Source organism: Prosthecobacter sp. GW821-HT29F12 (assembly GCF_058803405.1).
In genome coordinates this window covers 309,192-327,952 of record NZ_CM179517.1, presented here as the reverse complement: position 1 = coordinate 327,952, position 18,761 = coordinate 309,192, and the positions used below count along the sequence as shown (strand labels likewise).

21 protein-coding genes are annotated in these 18,761 nt (G+C 59.4%); 16 read left to right on the top strand and 5 right to left on the bottom strand.

The features are described 5' to 3' along the window. Positions 1 to 39 precede the first annotated feature (39 nt). From AC3RLQ_RS01280 to ruvC, 3 genes are read left to right on the top strand one after another with little or no spacing between them, the layout of a single operon-like run. Positions 40 to 735, top strand: coding sequence for a hypothetical protein (locus AC3RLQ_RS01280; protein WP_493033584.1), 696 nt, complete (start codon positions 40 to 42; stop codon positions 733 to 735). A gap of 10 nt (positions 736 to 745) precedes the next feature. Then, positions 746 to 1,222, top strand: a complete 477-nt coding sequence (locus AC3RLQ_RS01275) for a DoxX family protein (protein ID WP_422317419.1) — start codon at positions 746 to 748, stop codon at positions 1,220 to 1,222. Further along, positions 1,222 to 1,776 carry a crossover junction endodeoxyribonuclease RuvC gene (ruvC, locus tag AC3RLQ_RS01270; protein ID WP_493033582.1) on the top strand — a complete coding sequence of 185 codons (555 nt, stop codon included), beginning with the start codon at positions 1,222 to 1,224 and terminating at the stop codon, positions 1,774 to 1,776. The genes AC3RLQ_RS01275 and ruvC overlap by 1 nt, the downstream gene beginning before the upstream one ends. A gap of 17 nt (positions 1,777 to 1,793) precedes the next feature. On the opposite strand, the gene AC3RLQ_RS01265 is transcribed toward ruvC, so the two are convergent. Beyond that, on the bottom strand, positions 1,794 to 2,420 hold the full coding sequence (locus AC3RLQ_RS01265) for an SET domain-containing protein (protein WP_493033580.1): 627 nt from the start codon (positions 2,418 to 2,420) through the stop codon (positions 1,794 to 1,796). A gap of 173 nt (positions 2,421 to 2,593) precedes the next feature. Between AC3RLQ_RS01265 and AC3RLQ_RS01260 the strand changes: the two genes are divergently transcribed. The 3 genes from AC3RLQ_RS01260 (at position 2,594) to AC3RLQ_RS01250 (ending at position 5,307) form a co-directional block, all read left to right on the top strand. Continuing rightward, complete coding sequence (locus AC3RLQ_RS01260) at positions 2,594 to 4,105, top strand: peptidyl-prolyl cis-trans isomerase (RefSeq protein WP_493033578.1); 1,512 nt, start codon at positions 2,594 to 2,596, stop codon at positions 4,103 to 4,105. A gap of 20 nt (positions 4,106 to 4,125) precedes the next feature. Continuing rightward, positions 4,126 to 4,467 (top strand): tetratricopeptide repeat protein, encoded by a 342-nt coding sequence (locus tag AC3RLQ_RS01255; protein ID WP_422315359.1) that lies wholly within the window; start codon positions 4,126 to 4,128, stop codon positions 4,465 to 4,467. A 69-nt stretch (positions 4,468 to 4,536) separates the two neighbouring features. Further along, a complete protein-coding gene (locus AC3RLQ_RS01250) occupies positions 4,537 to 5,307 on the top strand; it encodes an SDR family NAD(P)-dependent oxidoreductase (protein ID WP_493033576.1) in 771 nt (256 codons plus the stop codon). A 13-nt stretch (positions 5,308 to 5,320) separates the two neighbouring features. Here AC3RLQ_RS01250 and AC3RLQ_RS01245 read toward each other — a convergent pair whose 3' ends face one another. Continuing rightward, positions 5,321 to 6,028, bottom strand: coding sequence for a class I SAM-dependent methyltransferase (locus AC3RLQ_RS01245; protein ID WP_493033574.1), 708 nt, complete (start codon positions 6,026 to 6,028; stop codon positions 5,321 to 5,323). Between the two features lie 110 nt (positions 6,029 to 6,138). Here AC3RLQ_RS01245 and AC3RLQ_RS01240 point away from each other — a divergent pair, with 110 nt between their 5' ends. From AC3RLQ_RS01240 to AC3RLQ_RS01205, 8 genes are all read left to right on the top strand, one after another. Beyond that, on the top strand, positions 6,139 to 7,005 hold the full coding sequence (locus AC3RLQ_RS01240) for a hypothetical protein (RefSeq protein ID WP_493033572.1): 867 nt from the start codon (positions 6,139 to 6,141) through the stop codon (positions 7,003 to 7,005). A 28-nt stretch (positions 7,006 to 7,033) separates the two neighbouring features. Further along, positions 7,034 to 7,513, top strand: a complete 480-nt coding sequence (locus tag AC3RLQ_RS01235) for a hypothetical protein (protein ID WP_493033570.1) — start codon at positions 7,034 to 7,036, stop codon at positions 7,511 to 7,513. A gap of 25 nt (positions 7,514 to 7,538) precedes the next feature. Further along, positions 7,539 to 8,108: an anthranilate synthase component II gene (locus AC3RLQ_RS01230; RefSeq protein WP_493033565.1), complete on the top strand. Its 570-nt coding sequence runs from the start codon at positions 7,539 to 7,541 to the stop codon at positions 8,106 to 8,108. 278 nt (positions 8,109 to 8,386) lie between these two features. Further along, a complete protein-coding gene (locus AC3RLQ_RS01225; RefSeq protein ID WP_493033558.1) occupies positions 8,387 to 8,905 on the top strand; it encodes a hypothetical protein in 519 nt (172 codons plus the stop codon). Between the two features lie 49 nt (positions 8,906 to 8,954). Continuing rightward, entirely contained in the window at positions 8,955 to 9,821 is an 867-nt protein-coding gene (locus AC3RLQ_RS01220) for a hypothetical protein (RefSeq protein ID WP_493033556.1), read from the top strand. 297 nt (positions 9,822 to 10,118) lie between these two features. Continuing rightward, positions 10,119 to 10,361: a DUF6868 family protein gene (locus AC3RLQ_RS01215; RefSeq protein ID WP_493033554.1), complete on the top strand. Its 243-nt coding sequence runs from the start codon at positions 10,119 to 10,121 to the stop codon at positions 10,359 to 10,361. Positions 10,362 to 10,402: 41 nt separating this feature from the next. Next, on the top strand, positions 10,403 to 11,083 hold the full coding sequence (locus AC3RLQ_RS01210) for a GDSL-type esterase/lipase family protein (protein ID WP_493033552.1): 681 nt from the start codon (positions 10,403 to 10,405) through the stop codon (positions 11,081 to 11,083). Positions 11,084 to 11,236: 153 nt separating this feature from the next. Beyond that, positions 11,237 to 11,707: a hypothetical protein gene (locus AC3RLQ_RS01205; protein WP_493033550.1), complete on the top strand. Its 471-nt coding sequence runs from the start codon at positions 11,237 to 11,239 to the stop codon at positions 11,705 to 11,707. Positions 11,708 to 11,764: 57 nt separating this feature from the next. Here the strand turns inward: AC3RLQ_RS01205 and AC3RLQ_RS01200 are convergent, their stop codons facing one another. Both AC3RLQ_RS01200 and AC3RLQ_RS01195 read right to left on the bottom strand, forming a co-directional pair. Continuing rightward, on the bottom strand, positions 11,765 to 13,546 hold the full coding sequence (locus AC3RLQ_RS01200; protein WP_493033548.1) for a glycine--tRNA ligase: 1,782 nt from the start codon (positions 13,544 to 13,546) through the stop codon (positions 11,765 to 11,767). A 104-nt stretch (positions 13,547 to 13,650) separates the two neighbouring features. Next, complete coding sequence (locus tag AC3RLQ_RS01195) at positions 13,651 to 14,544, bottom strand: LysR family transcriptional regulator (protein WP_493033546.1); 894 nt, start codon at positions 14,542 to 14,544, stop codon at positions 13,651 to 13,653. Positions 14,545 to 14,636: 92 nt separating this feature from the next. Here AC3RLQ_RS01195 and AC3RLQ_RS01190 point away from each other — a divergent pair, with 92 nt between their 5' ends. Continuing rightward, positions 14,637 to 15,926 (top strand): cation:proton antiporter, encoded by a 1,290-nt coding sequence (locus AC3RLQ_RS01190; RefSeq protein ID WP_493033544.1) that lies wholly within the window; start codon positions 14,637 to 14,639, stop codon positions 15,924 to 15,926. Positions 15,927 to 16,024: 98 nt separating this feature from the next. Here AC3RLQ_RS01190 and AC3RLQ_RS01185 read toward each other — a convergent pair whose 3' ends face one another. Further along, positions 16,025 to 17,272 carry an NAD(P)/FAD-dependent oxidoreductase gene (locus AC3RLQ_RS01185; protein WP_493033542.1) on the bottom strand — a complete coding sequence of 416 codons (1,248 nt, stop codon included), beginning with the start codon at positions 17,270 to 17,272 and terminating at the stop codon, positions 16,025 to 16,027. Between the two features lie 194 nt (positions 17,273 to 17,466). Between AC3RLQ_RS01185 and AC3RLQ_RS01180 the strand changes: the two genes are divergently transcribed. Continuing rightward, a complete protein-coding gene (locus AC3RLQ_RS01180; RefSeq protein WP_493033540.1) occupies positions 17,467 to 18,756 on the top strand; it encodes an alginate export family protein in 1,290 nt (429 codons plus the stop codon). Positions 18,757 to 18,761 lie beyond the last annotated feature (5 nt).

The following is an 18,761-nucleotide window of genomic DNA, read 5'->3' as shown; positions in this document are numbered from 1 at the left end:
ACGTGCCGCCATCATGACGAAACCTGTTTCTTGTTCCCCATGTCGCGTGTCCTCACTGCCCTTCTTTTTGCCGCCGCCAGCTTCCTGCTCTGCTCCTGTGGCATGATCAAGAAGATCATTCCCCCGATGCCCAAGCTGCCAAAGATTGGCATGCCCAGCCTGCCGAGCCGAAACACGGTGGCCAAGCTCGTCCCGGGCATGTCTGAGACGGACAAGGTAAATTCTGAAGATCCGGATGTTCCGTTCAATTCGCGCGGCACCCTGGGCTTCGGCCACACCGTGCGGCTCGAAATTTATGAAGGCACCCGTAGCCCGGACCGCATCTACCGTGGCATTGAGATGATCAACACCGAAGGGCTGCTCCCACTCGGCAAGGTGGGCAGTGCGCGGGTCGGAGGCCTGACTCTGCCGAAGGCGGCGGAGGCCATCGCCACGGTGTTCCGGCTGGCCGGACGGAACACCCGGGAGATCACGGTGCAAATCATCTCCGTGGAAAACACCCCCGTCCTCTTCCTCAACGGCGATGTGATGGAGCCCGAGTTTATTCCGGTCTTCAAAGACATGAGCGTGAGACAGGCCGTCACCGTCACCGGTGGTCGCAAGCCCGGCTCCACCTCCCGCGGCTTCTACATTTCACGTCACGGCCAGCGTCACTTCTTCACCTCCCAGGAAGCAGCGGATAAAAACTGGCAGCCGCAGGCTGGTGACATCATCACACTTTCTCCCGACATCTGATTTTCGCATCATGCTCGAATACACCGGCAGTGGTCCTGCCACTGCACAAAGCCCCCTGAGTTCTCTTTTTCAAACCGCCGCCATCCTCCGTATCGGGACCGGATTGCTGCTCATGACACGCTACGGCCTCAATGCCGTGCAAAACGCCTACCATTTCTTCTTTCAGGAGAAGCCCTGGGCCTGGGTTCCTGCGTTTCACGAGGCGGGCATGCCCTACGCCCATCTGCTGGCCCCGGTCGTCGCCCTCCTCATCGTCGCCGTGGCCTTGAGCTGGATCATCGGCTTTTTAACCCGGCTGTTTGCCTTCATCTTTCTGCCGGTGGTCATCACGACGCTGGTGGTGCTGCACAACACCGACTCCCCACGAGTGGAGGCTGCGTGGCTCTACCTGATCATCACCGTGACGCTGCTCCTGTTCGGATCAGGCACCGTTTCCGTGGACCAACTCTTCCGCCTCGGACAGAGCGGGCCAAAAAAACGCCGCTGATGGCCCGCATCGTCCGCAGTTCCGACGCTGCCACCGTGACTCCCGCTGTGGAGCGCGTCCTGGCCATCGACCCGGCACTGCGGAAAACCGGCTGGGCGGTGGTGGAATGCGCCGCCGGGCAATTGCGCGCGATTGAATGGGGCGTCATTCACAACAAACCAGCCCTGCTTCCCTCCGGCTGCCTCGTCGCCATCCGTGCCGGATTACTCGAAGTCATCGCCCGGCATTCACCGACGGTGTGCGCCATTGAGTCCACCATCTTTGTGCAGAGCTACAAGACGGCCATCGTGCTGGGCACCGCACGCGGAGCCTGCCTCATAGCCGCAGCCGAGCATGGCCTGCCGATCTACGAATATGCCCCGCGAGAAATCAAACAGGCCGCCGTGGGGCGCGGCGCCGCGCAGAAAGACCAGGTGGCCTTCATGATCCGCGCCCAGCTGCGCCTGCGTGAAACGCCGGAGGCCGATGCCGCCGACGCACTCGCTGCGGCCATCACCCATTTTCAAAACAGTGCCGCCGCCCGCGCGACGGAACGTGAAGCGCGGCGGGTGTGAGGGGAACGGGACGCGCGCTACTTTTTCTTCTTGGTCAGCGGCTTTTTGGCCGAAGTCTTCTTCGCTGCGGTCTTTTTGGCTGACGTTTTCTTTGCAGGCGCTGTGGCGTTCTTCGCTTCGGCGAGCTTCAGCCTCTTCTTTTTGATATCTTGCTCAGCCTTCTCCATCCTCTTCAGCAGCTTCGGCCACTGCTTTTCCTCCACGATGAAGCCGACACAGCGGTCAGTGCCGCAGCGGCAGGGATGCTCGTCCCAGGTGTCCACGTCAAAGCCGTAGTTGTAGGTCAGCTCCTCGCCGGCCTTGATCTCGCGCAGGGAGTAGATCCAGATGCGGCCGCGGATGATGTAGGCCTCGCAGTTGGGGGCGCAGGAGTGATTGATGTAGCGGGCGGGATTTTTCCCTTTGGCCCCATCAATGTCGTAGCGCTGGTTCAGCGTGAACACATAGACGGCGGCACCGCCGGTCTTCTTGGATTTCTCGACCAGCGCCTCACCACGGCGGGAGGACTCCGCCTTGGTGATTTTTTCACCGATGTATTCGATGATCGGCACATCGTTGGGAATGTCACAACGGGCAAAAATGCCGCGGTTATGGATGGAGGAGGAGCGAACGGTCCAGTAGCGTTTCGTGGGAGCTTGGGGCATGAGGGCAGGCGATCAACGGAAAATAGGAGCGCATGAAGTGTGCCGGGTGCCTGCAATGTCAAGGGACGAGGCCGAATGTTTCCCAGAGGCGCCAGATGAGTGAGCTCCACTTTCCGGTTGCTGCCGGGGTGCGGTGGGGCTTATTGCGCGCCCTTCAACCGACCTGACTTCCCATGCTCGAATTTTTCCGCCGCCACCGTGGTGCCTTCCTCATCACCCTGACGATCTCCATCATCATCTCCATGTTTTACTATGGAGTTTCCCAAACGACCGCGAACCATGAGAAGAAGATGCTCGTCACCGACGTGGCTCTCACGGTGTTTGGCAAGGACTACACCGTGGCTGACGTCCAGCGTGCGCAGCGCTCCGTGCAGTTCACCCAGTATTACCTGCAGGCCGATGAGCTGTCCTCGATCCTGAGCATCATCCCCTCCTCGGGCGGTCTGGACGCTTTTGCCAATTTCTTTGTGGCACGTCACATGATGGAAGAACTCGGCATCCGCCCCAGCAATGCAGAGGCTCGTGCCGCACTGGACAAACTCCCCGCCCTGCAAAACAACGGCAAGCTCGACGTCTCCCGTGGCCAGATGCTGGAACAACTCGCCTCCTCCATGGGTTTCGACAGCGAGGCCCTGCTGGACATCATGAAGGACATCGTCGGCCTGCGGAAGCTGCAGGAACTGGTGACCAAGAGCTACACCGCCTCCCCTCTGGCCGCTGAAAAGCAGTATGCCAGCAGCTATCAGACCTTCAAAGGCTCCAAGATCACCTTTGAAACCGAGACCTTCAAAAAGGCCGCCACCGTGACCGATGACGAGATCAAGAAGTATTACGACGAGAAGAAAGAGGAATACAAGACCGTGGAAAAACGCGCGGTGAGCTACGTCTTCTTCGAAAACGCCAAGGACCTCGAAAAGAAGCCGCTGGAAGAGCGCCAGAAAGCGCAGAACGCCATCGTGCAGCGCGTGAATGCCTTCAATGATCTCACCGTGAAGGGACACAAGAGCTTTGCCGATGCGGCCAAGGAGACGAAGGAAAAAGTCGAAACCGTCCCCGCTTTTGCCCAAGGCAACCCTCCCGACGCACTCAAGTCCGAAAGCGATGTGGTCGAACAGATCTTCGCCCGCCCCAAGGATTCGAAAGCTCCTGCGGAAGCCGTCGAAGGCATCAAGGGCTGGTATGTGTTTGACGTGACCCAGATAGAAGAGCCCAAGCAGCAGACGCTGGCCGAGGTGACTGGCAAAATCAAAGAAGTGCTGCTGGGACAGAAGGCGGATGAAGCCCGCACCAAGGCTGTGAATGAAGCGCGTCTGGCTTTGAGCGAAGGCTTGAAGGCGGGCAAGAAGATCGATGAACTGGTGAAGGCGCAGAAACTCACCCTTGAGCCCCTGCCGGACATCGACATTGCCAACCCACCGCAGGAAGTCCCCAACAGCTTCTACATCGCCCAGGAGGCCGCGAGTACCGCTGTCGGCAGCATTTCTCACGCCGTGGATGTGGACAACGGCAAAGCCACCGTGCTCGTCTACGTCAGCGCCAAGGAACTGCGCAAGCGCCCTGACGCCGCCGAACTGCGCAAGAGCCAGGTGGAATCACTTTCTGATCAGGAGCGCCGGAGCCTCTTCCAGGCCTGGTTCAAGAAACAGCACGAAGCCGCCCACATCTCCTACGCCAAGCTGGGCTGAGGCACCTCCTACCGACGCGCATGAGCCACACGCCATCCAGCGTCGAAGAACTTTACGATGAAGCCAGCGGGCACGTCGCCCTTGGCGAGCTGCCGGAGGCGATCGCCCTGTACCGGCGCTGCGTCGCACTGGAGCCGGACCATTTTGAGAGCTGGCACGCCCTAGGCATGGCGCTGCTGCGCAACGGTGAGGTGAAGGAAGCCATCGGTGCCGGACTCATGGCCACGACCCTCCAGCCCAACGACCTGCTGGCCTGGACTGCTCTCTCGCAGATGTATGTGACCAACAAGCAGATCGCGGAAGCGGAGGACGCGAAGGGCAAGGCGCGCATCCTTTCTCTGGGCGGCAAGGTGGTGAAGTAGTTTTCTGCAGGCCGATGGGAGCCGCGCTTTCCACTCGCGCAGGGCAGGCACGCATGCTAAACCGCGCGCATGTCCTCCCCACTTTTCAATCTCTCTGGCAAAGCAGCACTCGTCACCGGCGGCAGCAAAGGTCTTGGCAAAGCCATGGCCCGTGGCTTCGCCGAAGCCGGTGCGGATGTCTTCATCTCCAGCCGCAATGCCGAGGAACTCACCGCCGCTGCCGCTGAAATCGGCGCGGGATTGAACGTCAAAGTCGAATGGATGGTGGCCGACATGGCTGACCGCGCAGCCGTGAAGGCACTGGCCGTGGAAGCGGAAAAACGCCTCGGCAAGATCGACATCCTCGTCAACAACGCCGGCATCAACAACCCGCAGGCCATCGACGAAATCACCGACGAAGTGTGGGACCGCAATGTCGAAGTGGATCTCACCGCCGTGATGTCCCTCACCCGCGCTGTGGTACCCGGCATGAAAGCGCGCAAGTGGGGCCGCATCATCCACATTTCCAGCGTGCTCGGCGTTGGCGGTCGTTTGAAGCGCAATGTCTACTGCGCCTGCAAGGCGGCGCTCATCGGCCTCGCCCGCGCCAGCGCGCTCGATCTCGGTCCCTATGGCATCACCGTGAACTGCCTCTGCCCCGGCCCCTTCCTCACCGACATGCCCGGAAAGCTGCTCAATGACGAGGAGAAGCAATACTTCGCCGACCGCACCGCCGTGAAGCGCTGGGCGGCTCCACGTGAACTCGCCGGCCCGGCCTTGATGCTGGCCAGCGAAGCCGGAAGCTACATCACCGGCCAGGGCATCGTGGTAGACGGTGGGGCTGCGGTGAACGTGCTTTAAGACGGCAGCCTTTTTACTTCGATGGCGTGGGCGCTGCTTTGGCAGCGTCCTTCTCCGCCTTGCCAAAGAACATCAGGTGCTGCCAGGGCAGGCCGTCATACTCGCGCACGAGTTTGAAGCCATTGGCGTTCATCTCCTTGTTGATCTGCGCCTTGGTCATTTTGTGCTCGGGTTTGATCGGCACGCTGTCATCTTCGGCGCGGAATTCCACCAGCACGAGCTGCCCGTCGGGCTTTAGGGCGGCACGCATGCCGGCGAGCATTTGGACGGGGTGGGAGAATTCGTGGTACACATCCACCAGCAGGATCATGTCGCAGGTGTTCGGCGGCAGCTTGGGATCGTGGTAGAGGCTGTTGATGGGGGCGATGTTTTTCAGGCCCTTGCTCTCGATGTTCTGCTTGAGCATCTCGATCATCTCGGGCTGCACGTCCACGGCATAGACCTTCCCCTTCTCGCCGACCATTTCGGCCAGCGGCAGGGTGTGGTAGCCATTGCCACAGCCCATGTCACACACCACCATGCCGGGCTTCACGTGCAGTTGCTCGCGCATCTGGGAGGGGCCTTCCTCCGCCTCCCGGACGCGGCGCATCAGCCACTCGGCGCCCTTCCAGTGCATGGTTCGCGCAATCACGCGGCCCTGGTATTCCGTCAGCGGTGGCGGCACCTCCTGGGCGGACAGGTTGAATGCTGAAAGAAGGATCAGGGTGAAGAACAGGCGCATGGTGAAAGCAATGAACGGTGGAAATCGTGCAAATGTAGCGAAATGCACTCCTAAAGCTTTTCCAGACTCGCACTGGAAATACCGGGGCGACTACGTATCCTCTCCGCACCATGACTCGTCGTTTCATCGCCCGCCTGCTGCTGCCCGTGCTCGGAGCCGCTGGCATTGCTGTGCTCAACGCCCAAGATGCAGCTCCGGCGTCACCGGAACGCACGCCGGAGAAGAACCCCATCCCGGAGGATGTGGTGGGTGATGAGCATGTGCGTGAGGAATACGGGGTGAACCAGTTCACCACGCCCTCCATCCGCAAGCTCTTCGACATGCTCAACAACGTCGGCAAGCTGCGCTTTGACGACCTGAAGCGCCCCTTCACCGACAAAACACCCGCCGACCGTGTCATCGTGGCCATGGGCCTGGGCACCCTGATCGCCGACGGCTTCCTCATCGTTCAATGCGAGCGCGTGGAAGAAATGGAGGCCGTGGGCCGCGCCATGATCAAATACGGCAAGGCTTTGGGCGCGGGCAACCGCATGAACAAGCACACCGGCAGCCTGTTTGAATACAGCCTCAAGGGCAACTGGAAGGACCTGCGTGTGGAACTGGCCAAAACCCAGGCCGACGTGGAGGCGGAGATGGTCATGCTGCGGGATGTGGACATCGCGCATCTCATCAGCCTCGGCGGCTGGCTGCGTGCGCTGGAGATCGCCACCAAGAGCATCAGCGACAACTACGCGGAGGAAAAGACCCGCCAGCTCACGCGCCGGGACATCGCCGAGTATTACATGATGAGCCTCGACAGCCTGCACCCGAGCATCATGAAAAACCCTGCGCTGCAGGAGCTCCGCAAAGGCCTGGAGTCCATGCTTCCGCTGCTGGATGTGCCGGAAGGCAAGGCCCTGCCTCTGGAAGAAGTGAAGACGCTGCACAAAAAAGCCTCCACACTCTGCCACATCATCACCGACAAGATGAACGGCTGAAGCCGTTCCCGTTACGTATCCCTTTCTCATGGCCAATCTCACTCCACAGCAGCGTCAACTCGTCGAACAATGGGCCGCTGAAGGTGCCAATCTCAATCAGATCCAGGACCGCCTCCGCAGCGAATGCGACACCACCCTGACGTACATGGAGACGCGCCTGCTCATCATGGAGCTGGGTGTCAAAATCCAGGACAAGCCACGTGAAGTCCCACCCGAGGAAAAGCCTGCCCCACCGCCGCCTGAACCCGCAGCGGATGGCGCGGCAGCCGTGGCTGACGAAGCTCCTGCGGGGGGGGCCTTGAAGGTAAGCGTGGATGAAGTCCCGCCTCCCGGCGCGGTCATCAGCGGCAGGGCCACCTTCAGCGATGGCGTCACCGTGCAGTGGTTCATGGATGAGCAGGGCCGCTTTGGCATGCGAGGCCCCGCCCCCGGCTACCAGCCACCCGCCGCTGACATCCCCGCCTTCCAGGCCGAACTCGACAACATCCTCCAACTCCGCGGCTTCTGACCCGCCCTGACTGCCTGACGCTCCCATGCTTCTCATCATCGACAACTACGACTCCTTCACCTACAACCTCGTCCAATACTTCGGCGAGATGGGAGCCGTCATGGAAATCCGCCGCAACGACCAGGTGACACTGGACGAGATCGAGAAGCTCAAGCCCGACCACATCTGCATCTCTCCCGGCCCCTGCACGCCGAAGGAAGCCGGCATCAGCTGCGCGGTGATCGAGCGTTTTGGCAAATCCACCCCACTCCTCGGCGTCTGCCTGGGGCATCAGGCCATCGGCCACGTCTTCGGCGGCGATGTCGTCCGCGCCGGACGCCTCATGCACGGCAAGACCTCCTTGATCAATCACAAGGGTGAATCCGTCTTCAAAGGCCTGCCGCAGCCCTTTGAAGCCACGCGCTATCATTCCCTCCTCGTCAAACGCGACACCCTGCCCGACTGCCTCGCCATCACCGCCACCTGCAGCGATGACGAGTCCGAGATCATGGGCCTGCGCCACAAGGAGCTTCCCATCCACGGCGTGCAGTTTCATCCTGAGTCCATCCTCACGCAGGAAGGCAAGAAGCTGCTGAAGAACTTTTTGGAGATGTGATCGCGCCAGATCGGCGCCCTGCGATTTAACGCTCTGAATTTGAGCCCCCTGGAAGAGGGGGTCAACGCTGATACCTGTTGTCTCGTGTCATTGGGACAAACCCACATCATTGCTCAACCAATAAAAGTCTTGCCTGCATCCCAAGTTTTTGATTCCCTGCTCCCCATATGGCGACAAACCATCTCCTAAAAGCCTTGGGAAAACACCCAGTGACCTCGTAGGTGATGCTACATCATGAAGATCAAGTTCGTTTCTGATAGTTCCATCATTGCACCCCCATGAAAAAACTCATCGCTCTGGCACTCATTTTCATCACCAACGCCCACTTTTTGAGCGCCACAGACGCCGACGGCTTCACCGAGCACATAGGGATGCTCATGGAGCGAGGAGGATCACCCAGAAAACTCAAAGGCAAAGATACCGCCACCACCAAGGCGACCTTCAAACCTCCGGTTGAGATCATCATCGAAGCCAAAACCGACTCGACCAATCTCCGCATGAGCTATGCGGCGAGCGAAGTGATCTTTAATTGGGAGGGAGGTCGCACCATGCTTCGTGTCGGTGGAGGCCCGGCAGACGGCCAGCATAAAGCAGGCGCGGGACTCATCCCTACCAACAAGTACGTGACCATCCGCTGGGTCGTCACGGCCCAAAAACAATCCATCTATGTGGATGACAAACTCCGGTATGAGCACACGGGGGATTACTCCAAGATCGACAACTCAGTTTGCGTCTTCCCCTCCCATGGTTCCGAAGTCACCGTCAAAACGATCAAGGTGAAGCAGCTCTCCAAGTAGCTGCTTGAGTTTTTTGGGGAGATGTGATCCTGGGTAGAGGCGTGAAACCATGAACGACGCAGAGCATCTCCGCCGCTTCGAGGATTACTCCCTGCCGCTGGAGCAATGGAACCACCGCGCCCACCTGAAGGTGGCGTACCTCTATCTGAGCCAGTTCTCCTTCGCCGAGGCTCTGGAGCGTCTGCGCACCGGCATCCAAGCCTACAATGCGGCTCACGGCATCCAGGACACGCCCACTGGCGGCTATCATGAGACGATGACGCAGGTCTGGCTGCAGCTCGTTTACACCGCGCTGCGCCAGTTTGGCCGTGCAGACACTGCGGATGAGTTCTTCGACGCTCAGACACAGCTCTGCGACAAACGCACCCCGCTGCTGTTCTACTCGCGCGACCTCCTCATGTCCGCTGAGGCCAAGCGCTCCTTCGTTGAGCCGGATCTCGCGCCGCTGCCCAGGCCACCAGCCCCCGCTTCACCTGCCCCGGCAAACGTCCCTGCCAGCAGTTCCGTCCCCGCATCACCACCCAGACCACCAGTGGTCTCCACCGCCATCCGCCTGCTTTGGTGGTCCCTGGCCTTAACGATTCCACACCTCTGGATCGCCTGGCCGGAAATACGTTCAAAGGCACACCTCGAATTCGGCTTTCTCATCCTCTTTGTGGCGGTCATTTTGAATGTCTGGTTGATCACGATGATCGATGAAGGTTACCACTGGGTGCGAGTCACCTTCCTGGTTCTTATTGTCATCTGTCTTCCTGGCGGACTGATGAATGTGATCGAATGCTTCGGCGATTCCTTCATATCAGGGATGCTTAACCTGGTACAGACAGCCCTGCATGTGACAGGAGTGGCCCTGCTGTTTACTGCCGGTTCACGTCCATGGTTCCGTCCACCAACGTCCCGCGAAATCACGTTATAGCGGTTCGCAAAACTCATTTCCGTTTAGCAGGCTGCTTCTTGCTCGAGGATCATGGGCTTCGACGGCGGCTGGCTGAGGACGGCCAGCCCTACCAGCGGCGGACATGCGAGAGCCCAGCGCGATGCAGGGCGGAATGTCCTCAAGCCGCCGCCGAGCGTCCCCACGCCCGCTTTCCGGAAATCATTTTTGGAAACGCTCCAGCTACATGAATGCCACGCAGCGCGGCACACCGCCATCCGCTGGCTCCCCGTCCGCACAAAGCACCTGACAAACCCGCAGACGGCTGGATGCTCCCGCATGAACATCGCAACCACCACCCAGTTCCTCTTGTGGTGTGCCGTCATCAACTACGGCATCCTCATGGTGTGGTTCATTGCATTCATCCTGGGACACGATGCAATGCATCGCCTTCACTCCCGCTGGTTTCGCATTTCGGTGGAGCAGTTTGACGGTGCCCACTACATCGCCATGGCGATCTACAAGATCGGCATCCTTCTGCTCAACCTGGTGCCTTATCTCGCGCTGCGAATGATGATCTGAGGGGAAAAGAAACTGTTTGTTCGAAGTAATCGAGGAGTCGCGTGCAAATCGAACAGGGACCGTTATCTCCTTTCACGATGAATCGAGCCCACCTCACCGCCATTCTCATTGCAGTCGCCCTTTTCAATTTACCGAGAGATAGCAGGGCAGCGGATCCTGTCCGGGTTGCATGTGTGGGCGACAGCATCACCGAAGGCGTCGGCACTCAGAATCCAAAGCAAGACAGCTATCCAGCCAAGTTGCAGGAGGTTCTCGGCTCGGGCTGGAACGTCCAAAACTTCGGCGTGGGTGGCCGCACGATGCTGAGAAAAGCGGACCCGTTCGATCATCACCCGGCACTCGATTCTAATCCAAACATCGTCATCATTGCTCTAGGCACCAACGACGCCAAGGCAGCCATCTGGTCCGGCTATAAAAACGAGTTTGTCGGCGACTACGTGGCCATGATCAAAGAGTTCCAGGCACTGCCCAGCCACCCCAAGGTCTACGCCTGCCTGCCACCGCCCGCTTTTCCTGGCAACTGGGGTATCACCGAGGACGTCATCCGCGACGAAGTCATTCCGGCCATCAAACAAGCCGCGCAAATGGCCGGCATCGGGTTGATTGATCTGCACACGCCACTGCTGGAAAACAAGCCTTGGTTTCCTGACACCGTGCACCCGAACGGAGAAGGAGCCAAACGCATCGCTGAGCTCGTGGGCGCGGCTATCAAGACGCGGTAATGGGTGCCTGCGTCGTTGGTGGCCAAGAAAGGGGAGAGAGATCATGCGTTCCCTTCTCAAGGCACTGAGCAGGAAACCAATGATTTAACACCGCAAACATTGACCCCTGAAAAATTCTGTGTCGTTTGAATTTATATCTGTCAGCAAAAAGCGATGAACGCCCTCGAGCTTGAAGCACTTATCAATGAACGTCGTGATAGTGGAGGAGTCATCCTGCGCATTTTCAACGATCACACCCCGTCGGATTTAGACATCTCGCAGCAATGCAAGCTCCTTGCGCAGAAGTGCGGATTTGAGACATCGGGGAGACATCTCGAAATCGATCACTCAAAGGCGGAGAGAATTCTCGTGTCGTTCATGCATCGAGAAATGGCGTATGACTGCCGTTGCATTCCGCTCCAAGAAGCGCAGCAATTAGCCCAGCAGTTCCTTGAAATTTTTCCTCCTGCAGAAACACATTTTTTCACCAATGCCAGCTTTAAGGAAAGGATCGATCCAGATAGCGGCTACCCGTTGTTGAAAATAAGTTCATGGAATTCCATCACGGACGCCACGTTTGAAACCGGCGTGATTGCAATCTCCCCCGCAATACAGGGGATCTTTTGGTTCGAAGATGAAGATTGAAATCAATCCGCGCGTCAATGGCTGGATGACCAAACCATTGACGCGCTGTTTCCTTATTTAGGACACCAGCGGCAGCAGCTTGCCGAGAAGATCGCTGATCTTCACGCGCTCCTGCTCGCCGCTGTCGCGGTGGCGCAGGGTCACGGTGTCGAGGAGTTCGGGGCCTTTTTCGCCGAGGGAGTCGAAGTCGATCGTCACGCCGAAGGGGGTACCGACTTCGTCCTGACGGGCGTAGCGGCGGCCGATGGCAGCGGTTTCGTCGTAGAAGCAGTTCATGTGCTTCTTGAGCAGTGCATAGACCTCCCGCGCCTTGGCGACGAGTTCGGGCTTGTTCTTGAGCAGCGGGAAGACGCCGACCTTGATCGGCGCTACACGTGGATGCAGGCGTAGGATGGTGCGAGTCTCTACTTTGCCATTCACATCGGCCTTTTCTTCCTCAACGAATGCCTTGGCGAGAACGGCAAGTGCCATGCGGTCAAGACCGGCAGAAGGTTCGATGACATGCGGGACGTAGTTCCCTTTGAAAAGGCGGTCGAACCATGCACGCACATCGGCTTCTGGCATTGGCTCGCCCTTGGTCTTGGAAGCTTCGGCGGCTAGGCGTTTCTGAATAAGGGCCTCCTTCTGCTCGTTGGTGAGTTTCGCGGCTGCAGCCTTAAGTTCATCGTCGAAAATTTCCAATGACTTGGTGCTGTGCTTCTGGTGCTGCGACAAATCGAAGTCGCCACGGGCGGCGATGCCTTCGAGTTCTTCGGTGCCGAAGGGGAACTCGCAGAGGATGTCCACGCAGGCGCGTGCATAGTGGGCCAGGTCTGCTGGCGTCTGCCAGTAGTATTCCAGAACGTCGCCGAGGCCGATGCCTTCGTAGAACTTGGTGCGCTGATCGACCCAGTAACGGTGCCACATCTGCCAGCCCCAGTTGGGCTTTGGCTCGCTGAGGTCCGCGCCTTCGCTCCAGGCGGCAACTTCGCCGCAGATGATCTCGACGGCTTCATCGGGCTTGATGAAGAACTCGAGCTCCATCTGCTCAAACTCGCGGCTGCGGAAGGTGAAATTCTTCGGTGTGACTTCGTTGCGGAAGGCCTTGCCGATCTGGCCGATGCCGAAGGGCACCTTCACGCGGCTGGAGTCGAAGACGTTCTTGAACTGCGCGAAGATGGCCTGCGCGGTTTCGGGGCGCAGGTAGGTCACGTCAGCCTCGGTCGCTGTTGGGCCGAGGTAGGTCTTGAGCATGAGGTTGAAAGGACGCGCCTCGCCGAGAGCACCGCCGGTTTCCGGGTGGAAATCAACGCTGCCGTTCACGGCGTCGATCTTCTCCTCATTGAGCAGTTCGATCTCCTCGGGCTTGCCTGCGGATTCACCGGCGTTCTGCGCGATCAGGGCGCGGATGCGTTTGCGGAAGCTTTCGATGTGCTCGCCATTCTTCAGCAGAGCGGACACCGTGCGGTCCCAGCGCCAGCCCGTGGGGGAAGTGGCGCCGCTGTATTTCATGACCACGCCGTCCTGCGGCTCCACATGGTCCGCACGCACGCGCTTGTTCGTCAGCGAACACTCGCGCATGAGGTCGGCAAAGGTGTCCACGTGACCGCTGGCCTTCCAGATGGCCGGATTCATGAGGATGCTGGCGTCGAGGCCGAGCACGTCTTCGCGCTCGCGGGTCATGGTGTTCCACCAGGCGCTGCGCAGATTGCGCTTCAGTTCGGCACCCAGCGGGCCGTAGTCCCACACGCCGCCGCAGCCGCCGTAGATTTCGCTGCTTTGATAGATGAAGCCGCGGCGCTTGCAGAGGGAAACGATCTTCTCCATTTGCGCGATAGAGTTCTTGGCGTCGGTAGACATGGTAGGTGGGACGATTGAGGGGTATGAGGTGTGCCGAATGACTGGATTGCCACCGGCGAGGGGGGCGCGAAAGGAGCACCAGCGGGGCTGTGGTGCAACGCATTTCAGCCCCACAGCTCCCCTGCTTTCAGCCATTCTTTCACCAAGTCCCGGAACGCCAGCACCGCCGGATCATCACCTTCCTTGGCCCACACCATCACCAGCGGGATGGTCTGCTGCGGCTTGAGGGGGATCAGGGCGAGGCTCTTGTTCGCCGTGCTTTCCGGCACGATGCCGATGCCAGCCCCCGCTTCGACGTATTGCAAGACCGTGCCGATCAGACTCGGCGTGTGCTTCACGCGAGGGGCGAAACCCGCTTCCTCAAAGGAGGCATGGATGGCATCATGGGAGCCCGCCCCCTCTCTCCGCGCCAAGAGAATGAGCGGCTCGCCAGCGAGTTTCTTCCAATTCAGCGAAGTCAGCTTCGCCCAGGGATGATCGAGCGGCACGGCGGCGCAGAATTTCTCCTCCCGCAGCAGCAGCGTCTGCAAACCGAGAGCATCATGCGCAAACACGGGTCGGGTCAAACCAACTGACAAGCGGCCCTTTGAAACCATTTCCCACACACGCTCCGGGGTGCGCTCCTCCAGAATCACCGTCACACGCGGGAAGCGCTTTCCATATTCTTTGAGCAGCCGCGCCAGAAACGGACGCGTGGGCGGACCGATGTAGCCGAGCCGCAGCTCGCCCTCCTCCCCCTTGGCAGTGCGGCGCACGCGGCGCAGGGCATCGTCCAAGCGTTCAAGAATCAAACCCGTCTCATGCAGCAGCACGGTACCGGCAGGAGTCAGCCGCGGCGAACGCCGCTCACGCTCGATCAACTGCGCGCCCAATTCCCGTTCCATCTCCTGAACCGCGCGGCTTAATGCAGGCTGGGCGATGCGGAGCCGACGTGCGGCGCGTGAGAAGCTCAGCTCCTCGGCCACGGCTTGAAAATATCGCAGATGACGCAGTTCCATAATCGGTGCTAGTTATACCGTATCGGCATCAAACACATAGCGAAAGTCTATTTTCGTTACCGGCTCACCTGCGACATATATCGTGGATATTCATGAATAACGTCTCCCTTGCCGTCCAGTTTTTCCTTCAAATTGCCGTCATCCTGCTCGCCTGCCGTGTCGTGGGGGCCATCGCCGCGCGCTTCGGCCAGCCGCAGGTCGTGGCGGAGATGATCACCGGCGTGCTGCTCGGTCCTTCCCTGTTTGGCATGCTGGCTCCTGAATGGCAGCAGTGGCTCTTCCCCTGGGACAAGACGCAAAAGCTCCGTGACACCTCCTGCTATCTTTTTCCAGCGTCGCAGCTCGGGCTGGCGCTCTACATGTTCATCGTCGGCATGGAGTTCCGCGTGGACATCGTCGCCAAGCGCTTGAAAAGCAGTGTCGCTGTCTCGGTTGCCGGAATGGTCACGCCGTTTCTTCTTGGTGCCGGGCTTGCCTGGATTCTCTTCCATCATACCGAGCTGTTCCCAAAAAAGACCTCGATCATGGAGGCCATGCTCTTTTTGGGTGCCTCCATGTGCATCACGGCATTCCCGATGCTGGCCCGCATCATTCACTTCAAAGGACTCGCCGGCACCACCATGGGAACCGTCGCCATCGGGGCGGGTGCCATCGATGATGCCACGGCCTGGATTCTTCTCGCCGTCGTGCTCGCGAGTTTTGACAACAACATCGGTCACGCCCTCTACAACATCGGCGGTGCCATCGGATTCGTGAGCGTCGCGCTGCTCATCATCCGGCCATTGCTCGCGAAATTCTCCACACTGCTGATCAAAGACGAAAAGCTCACGGATGCCGGACTGGTCATTGGCATCGCCATGATGTCCCTGGGTGCGTGGTTCACCGATATGATCGGTCTTCACGCGGTGTTCGGCGCTTTCATCATGGGCGCAGCCATGCCGCGCGGCCTCATGGTGCGCGATCTGTGCGCCCGCATTCAACCGCTGGCCGTGGCGCTGCTGCTGCCGCTGTTCTTCACCTATTCCGGCCTGAACACAAAGATCGGCCTGCTCAACACCTGGTACCTCTGGGGCATGTGCGCCGCAGTGCTCGTGGCAGCGGTGATGGGCAAATGGCTCGCCTGCACCTTGGCAGCCCGCGCCACCGGCATCTCCGCACGCGAATCGATGGGCATCGGCATCCTCATGAACGCGCGTGGATTGATGGAGCTGATCATCATCAACATCGGCCTGCAACGCGGCATCATTTCGGAAGGCTTGTTCGCCACGCTCGTCATCATGGCCGTGGTCACGACGCTCATGGCGTCACCGATTTTTGAACGCCTCGTGGGTTCCGGCACTTACAAGCCGGAACCGGATGGAGATGCGCAACTCAGCATGTAGGAAAATTCGGCCGCACAGCGAAGTTGTCCAGTTGCGGCGCAACTGCGCTGCTTTAGCGGATAGCAACGTTGCGATGGATTTTTAAATCGACGATGAGATCAAGCCGCCAGCGGCTCGCCATAGGGCAGGTCTTCCGGCAGAGGGACAAACTCGCGGATCTGGCTCCAGAGCACGCTGAAGTCCTTGTTCACGTCTCCAGACAAACAGTCGGTGATGGCACCGCCCGCATCTGGGAAACGCTTGATGACTTCGCGGAAGGAGAAGTCAGGATTGTAGAAAGCATAGACGAGCTTGCGCATGTTCTCCACGCCCTGACGGATCGTCGCGCCATAGGCGGTGAAGCGTTCGGGAGAGAGATCCCCTTCGAGAATACCCTGATGAATGGTCTCACCAGAGAGCACGCCACATTTCAGCGCCAGCATCACGCCGCTGCTGAAGACGGGATCAAGAAACGCAAAGGCATCACCCACCAGCAGCAGCCCGGGTCCGGCGCAGTGCCTGGCATGGTGCGAGTACTCGCTGGTGAGTCGATACTCGCCATTCGAGGTGCCGGTGCCGAGATGCTCTTTGATCCACAGGTTCTCTTCAACCTCACGATTGAAAATTTCCTTCGGATCCTTTACACCCCCGCGTGTGAGATATTTGCCTTCGGCCACCACACCCACGCTGACCATGTCATCGTGCTGCGGGATGTGCCAGAACCAGCCCTTGTCGGGAATGTAGGCGACCATCGTCTGACCTTCGTCGATACCGGGCTCACGCCGCGATCCCTTGTAGTAGGTCCACACCGCCACCTTGTTGAGATAGGGGTCGCGCATACGCCAGTTGTTGCGTGTCGCGCTGAAGGCTTCCTTGCCTGTGCAGTCGAGCGTGATCTTGGCGCGGTATTCGGTGATGTTGCCATCCTTGTCCTTCGCACGTGCGCCCACGACGCGGCCATCCTCTTTGATCAGTTCCTGCACCGTCGTCTCCTCCTTCACCTCTGCACCCTTCTCACGCGCATGGTCCAGCAGCATCTGGTCAAATTCGGAGCGCAGCACCTGCCAGGTCTGCGCCACGCTCTCGCGATCGTAGCGATTGAAGAAATAGAACGGCTGCGATGCCTTGCCGTTCGGCTGCACAAAGGCCACGCTGTATTTCTTCACGAAGTGCGACTTCTTCATCTTCGGGATCAGCCCGAGACGCTCCAGCGGCCCGTAGGTGAAGGGGATCAACGATTCGCCAATGTGATAGCGCGGAAACTTCTCGCGCTCCAAGATGAGCACCTTGTGTCCGTATTCAGCCAGGATGGCCGCTGCACTGGAACCTGCAGGTCCGGCACCGATGATGAGCGCGTCGTAGTTCATGAGAGTGGGTAGGCAGGAGGTCAGCCACCGATGGATACCCGGATACACGGCATAACGAAAATCCCATTTCGCTATCGTTTTGATGCCGCATCGGCATGGCACTTCAGAAGCCCGCCAACCATAACGCACCAGCATGAAAGCCATACCGAAAGTCTATTTTCGTTGCCGGAGTGTCTGCGGCAGAAATAAAGCTCATGCGCCTCCCTCTACTCTTCCTCAGTCTTTGCGCCTTCCCTGCTTTGGGCGAAGGCATCGCCGAACAACTCAAGTGGAACTTCCAAGCGCGCACCCGGGGCGAGACACGCAACAACACGTACGACTTCGACTCCAGCCACAACGCGGTGACTGATGACACCTACCTGCTGGCCCGCGTGCGACTGGGCGTCGAGTGGCAGCCGGATGAGTTTGTCAAAATCGCCGTGCAGGGGCAGGACGTGCGCGAGGCTTTTTCCAAGCGCGCCAATGTGCCGCTGCAAAACGGCGCGGAGGGCGATGACAGCTTTGACCTGCGACTGGCCAGCATCGAACTGGGCGATCCCGCTCACCTCAGCTTCAAAGCCGGCCGTCAGGTGCTCAGCTATGGCGATGAACGTCTCGTGGGCCCGCTGGAGTGGCAGAACTTCAGCCGCACTTTTGATGCGGTGAAGCTGCACTACCAGACGCCCACCTGGTGGCTCGATGCCTTCACCTCCAGCGTCGTTCGCATCCGCCGCTCGCAGTTCAATCAATCCGACTGGCTCAATGATGCAGCCACGCGCAATCAGTTCTTCAGCGGCCTCTACTTCAGCAGTCAGTTCCTGCCGTTTCAGACCACGGATCTCTACGCCTTTCATTTGCACGAGGAAAACCCCACCGGCATCTCCAACTTCGTCACCTTCGGCACGCGGCACAAAGGAGACCCCACCAAGTTGAGAGGCTGGGATTACACCATTGAGCTCGTGGGCCAAACAGGTCAGTTGAATGGCCAGCCTCTCAGTGCCTACGCCTACCATCTGGAGGGCGGCTACAACTGGCTCAAGCATTCATGGAAGCCACGCCTCGCCCTCGAATACAGCGCGGGCAGCGGCGACAGCGATCCCAGCGACGGCCGCGTGCACACCTTCCAGAATCTCTTTCCCACGAATCATCCGCCCTATGGCTTCATGGACACCTTCTCATGGCAGAACATGCAGAACGTCGTCCTGCGCCTCGCCGCGCAGCCGCACTCGAAGGTGAAGACCACGCTCGATTTCCACTCGTTCTGGCTCACCTCCACGGGGGATGCCTGGTACCGCGCCAACGGCACCACCCGCGTCCGCGCCATCAATCCGAACGCCAGCAGTCACGCAGGCTGCGAGCTCGACTTCACCATCAACACCAAGCTCACGCCGCATCTCGACATGCTGATCGGCTACTCGCACTTCTTCGCGGGCGCTTACCTCGCGGCCACCGGGCCGAGTGATGATGCTGACTTCGCCTACTGGATGATGACGCTGAACTATTGAGGCCT

Coding starts and splice junctions, on each gene's coding strand:
- AC3RLQ_RS01280 (WP_493033584.1), top strand. CDS start 40: ATGTCGCGTGTCCTCACTGCCCTTCTTTTTGCCGCCGCCAGCTTCCTG.
- AC3RLQ_RS01275 (WP_422317419.1), top strand. CDS start 746: ATGCTCGAATACACCGGCAGTGGTCCTGCCACTGCACAAAGCCCCCTG.
- ruvC (WP_493033582.1), top strand. CDS start 1,222: ATGGCCCGCATCGTCCGCAGTTCCGACGCTGCCACCGTGACTCCCGCT.
- AC3RLQ_RS01265 (WP_493033580.1), bottom strand. CDS start 2,420: ATGCCCCAAGCTCCCACGAAACGCTACTGGACCGTTCGCTCCTCCTCC.
- AC3RLQ_RS01260 (WP_493033578.1), top strand. CDS start 2,594: ATGCTCGAATTTTTCCGCCGCCACCGTGGTGCCTTCCTCATCACCCTG.
- AC3RLQ_RS01255 (WP_422315359.1), top strand. CDS start 4,126: ATGAGCCACACGCCATCCAGCGTCGAAGAACTTTACGATGAAGCCAGC.
- AC3RLQ_RS01250 (WP_493033576.1), top strand. CDS start 4,537: ATGTCCTCCCCACTTTTCAATCTCTCTGGCAAAGCAGCACTCGTCACC.
- AC3RLQ_RS01245 (WP_493033574.1), bottom strand. CDS start 6,028: ATGCGCCTGTTCTTCACCCTGATCCTTCTTTCAGCATTCAACCTGTCC.
- AC3RLQ_RS01240 (WP_493033572.1), top strand. CDS start 6,139: ATGACTCGTCGTTTCATCGCCCGCCTGCTGCTGCCCGTGCTCGGAGCC.
- AC3RLQ_RS01235 (WP_493033570.1), top strand. CDS start 7,034: ATGGCCAATCTCACTCCACAGCAGCGTCAACTCGTCGAACAATGGGCC.
- AC3RLQ_RS01230 (WP_493033565.1), top strand. CDS start 7,539: ATGCTTCTCATCATCGACAACTACGACTCCTTCACCTACAACCTCGTC.
- AC3RLQ_RS01225 (WP_493033558.1), top strand. CDS start 8,387: ATGAAAAAACTCATCGCTCTGGCACTCATTTTCATCACCAACGCCCAC.
- AC3RLQ_RS01220 (WP_493033556.1), top strand. CDS start 8,955: ATGAACGACGCAGAGCATCTCCGCCGCTTCGAGGATTACTCCCTGCCG.
- AC3RLQ_RS01215 (WP_493033554.1), top strand. CDS start 10,119: ATGAACATCGCAACCACCACCCAGTTCCTCTTGTGGTGTGCCGTCATC.
- AC3RLQ_RS01205 (WP_493033550.1), top strand. CDS start 11,237: ATGAACGCCCTCGAGCTTGAAGCACTTATCAATGAACGTCGTGATAGT.
- AC3RLQ_RS01200 (WP_493033548.1), bottom strand. CDS start 13,546: ATGTCTACCGACGCCAAGAACTCTATCGCGCAAATGGAGAAGATCGTT.
- AC3RLQ_RS01195 (WP_493033546.1), bottom strand. CDS start 14,544: ATGGAACTGCGTCATCTGCGATATTTTCAAGCCGTGGCCGAGGAGCTG.
- AC3RLQ_RS01190 (WP_493033544.1), top strand. CDS start 14,637: ATGAATAACGTCTCCCTTGCCGTCCAGTTTTTCCTTCAAATTGCCGTC.
- AC3RLQ_RS01185 (WP_493033542.1), bottom strand. CDS start 17,272: ATGAACTACGACGCGCTCATCATCGGTGCCGGACCTGCAGGTTCCAGT.
- AC3RLQ_RS01180 (WP_493033540.1), top strand. CDS start 17,467: ATGCGCCTCCCTCTACTCTTCCTCAGTCTTTGCGCCTTCCCTGCTTTG.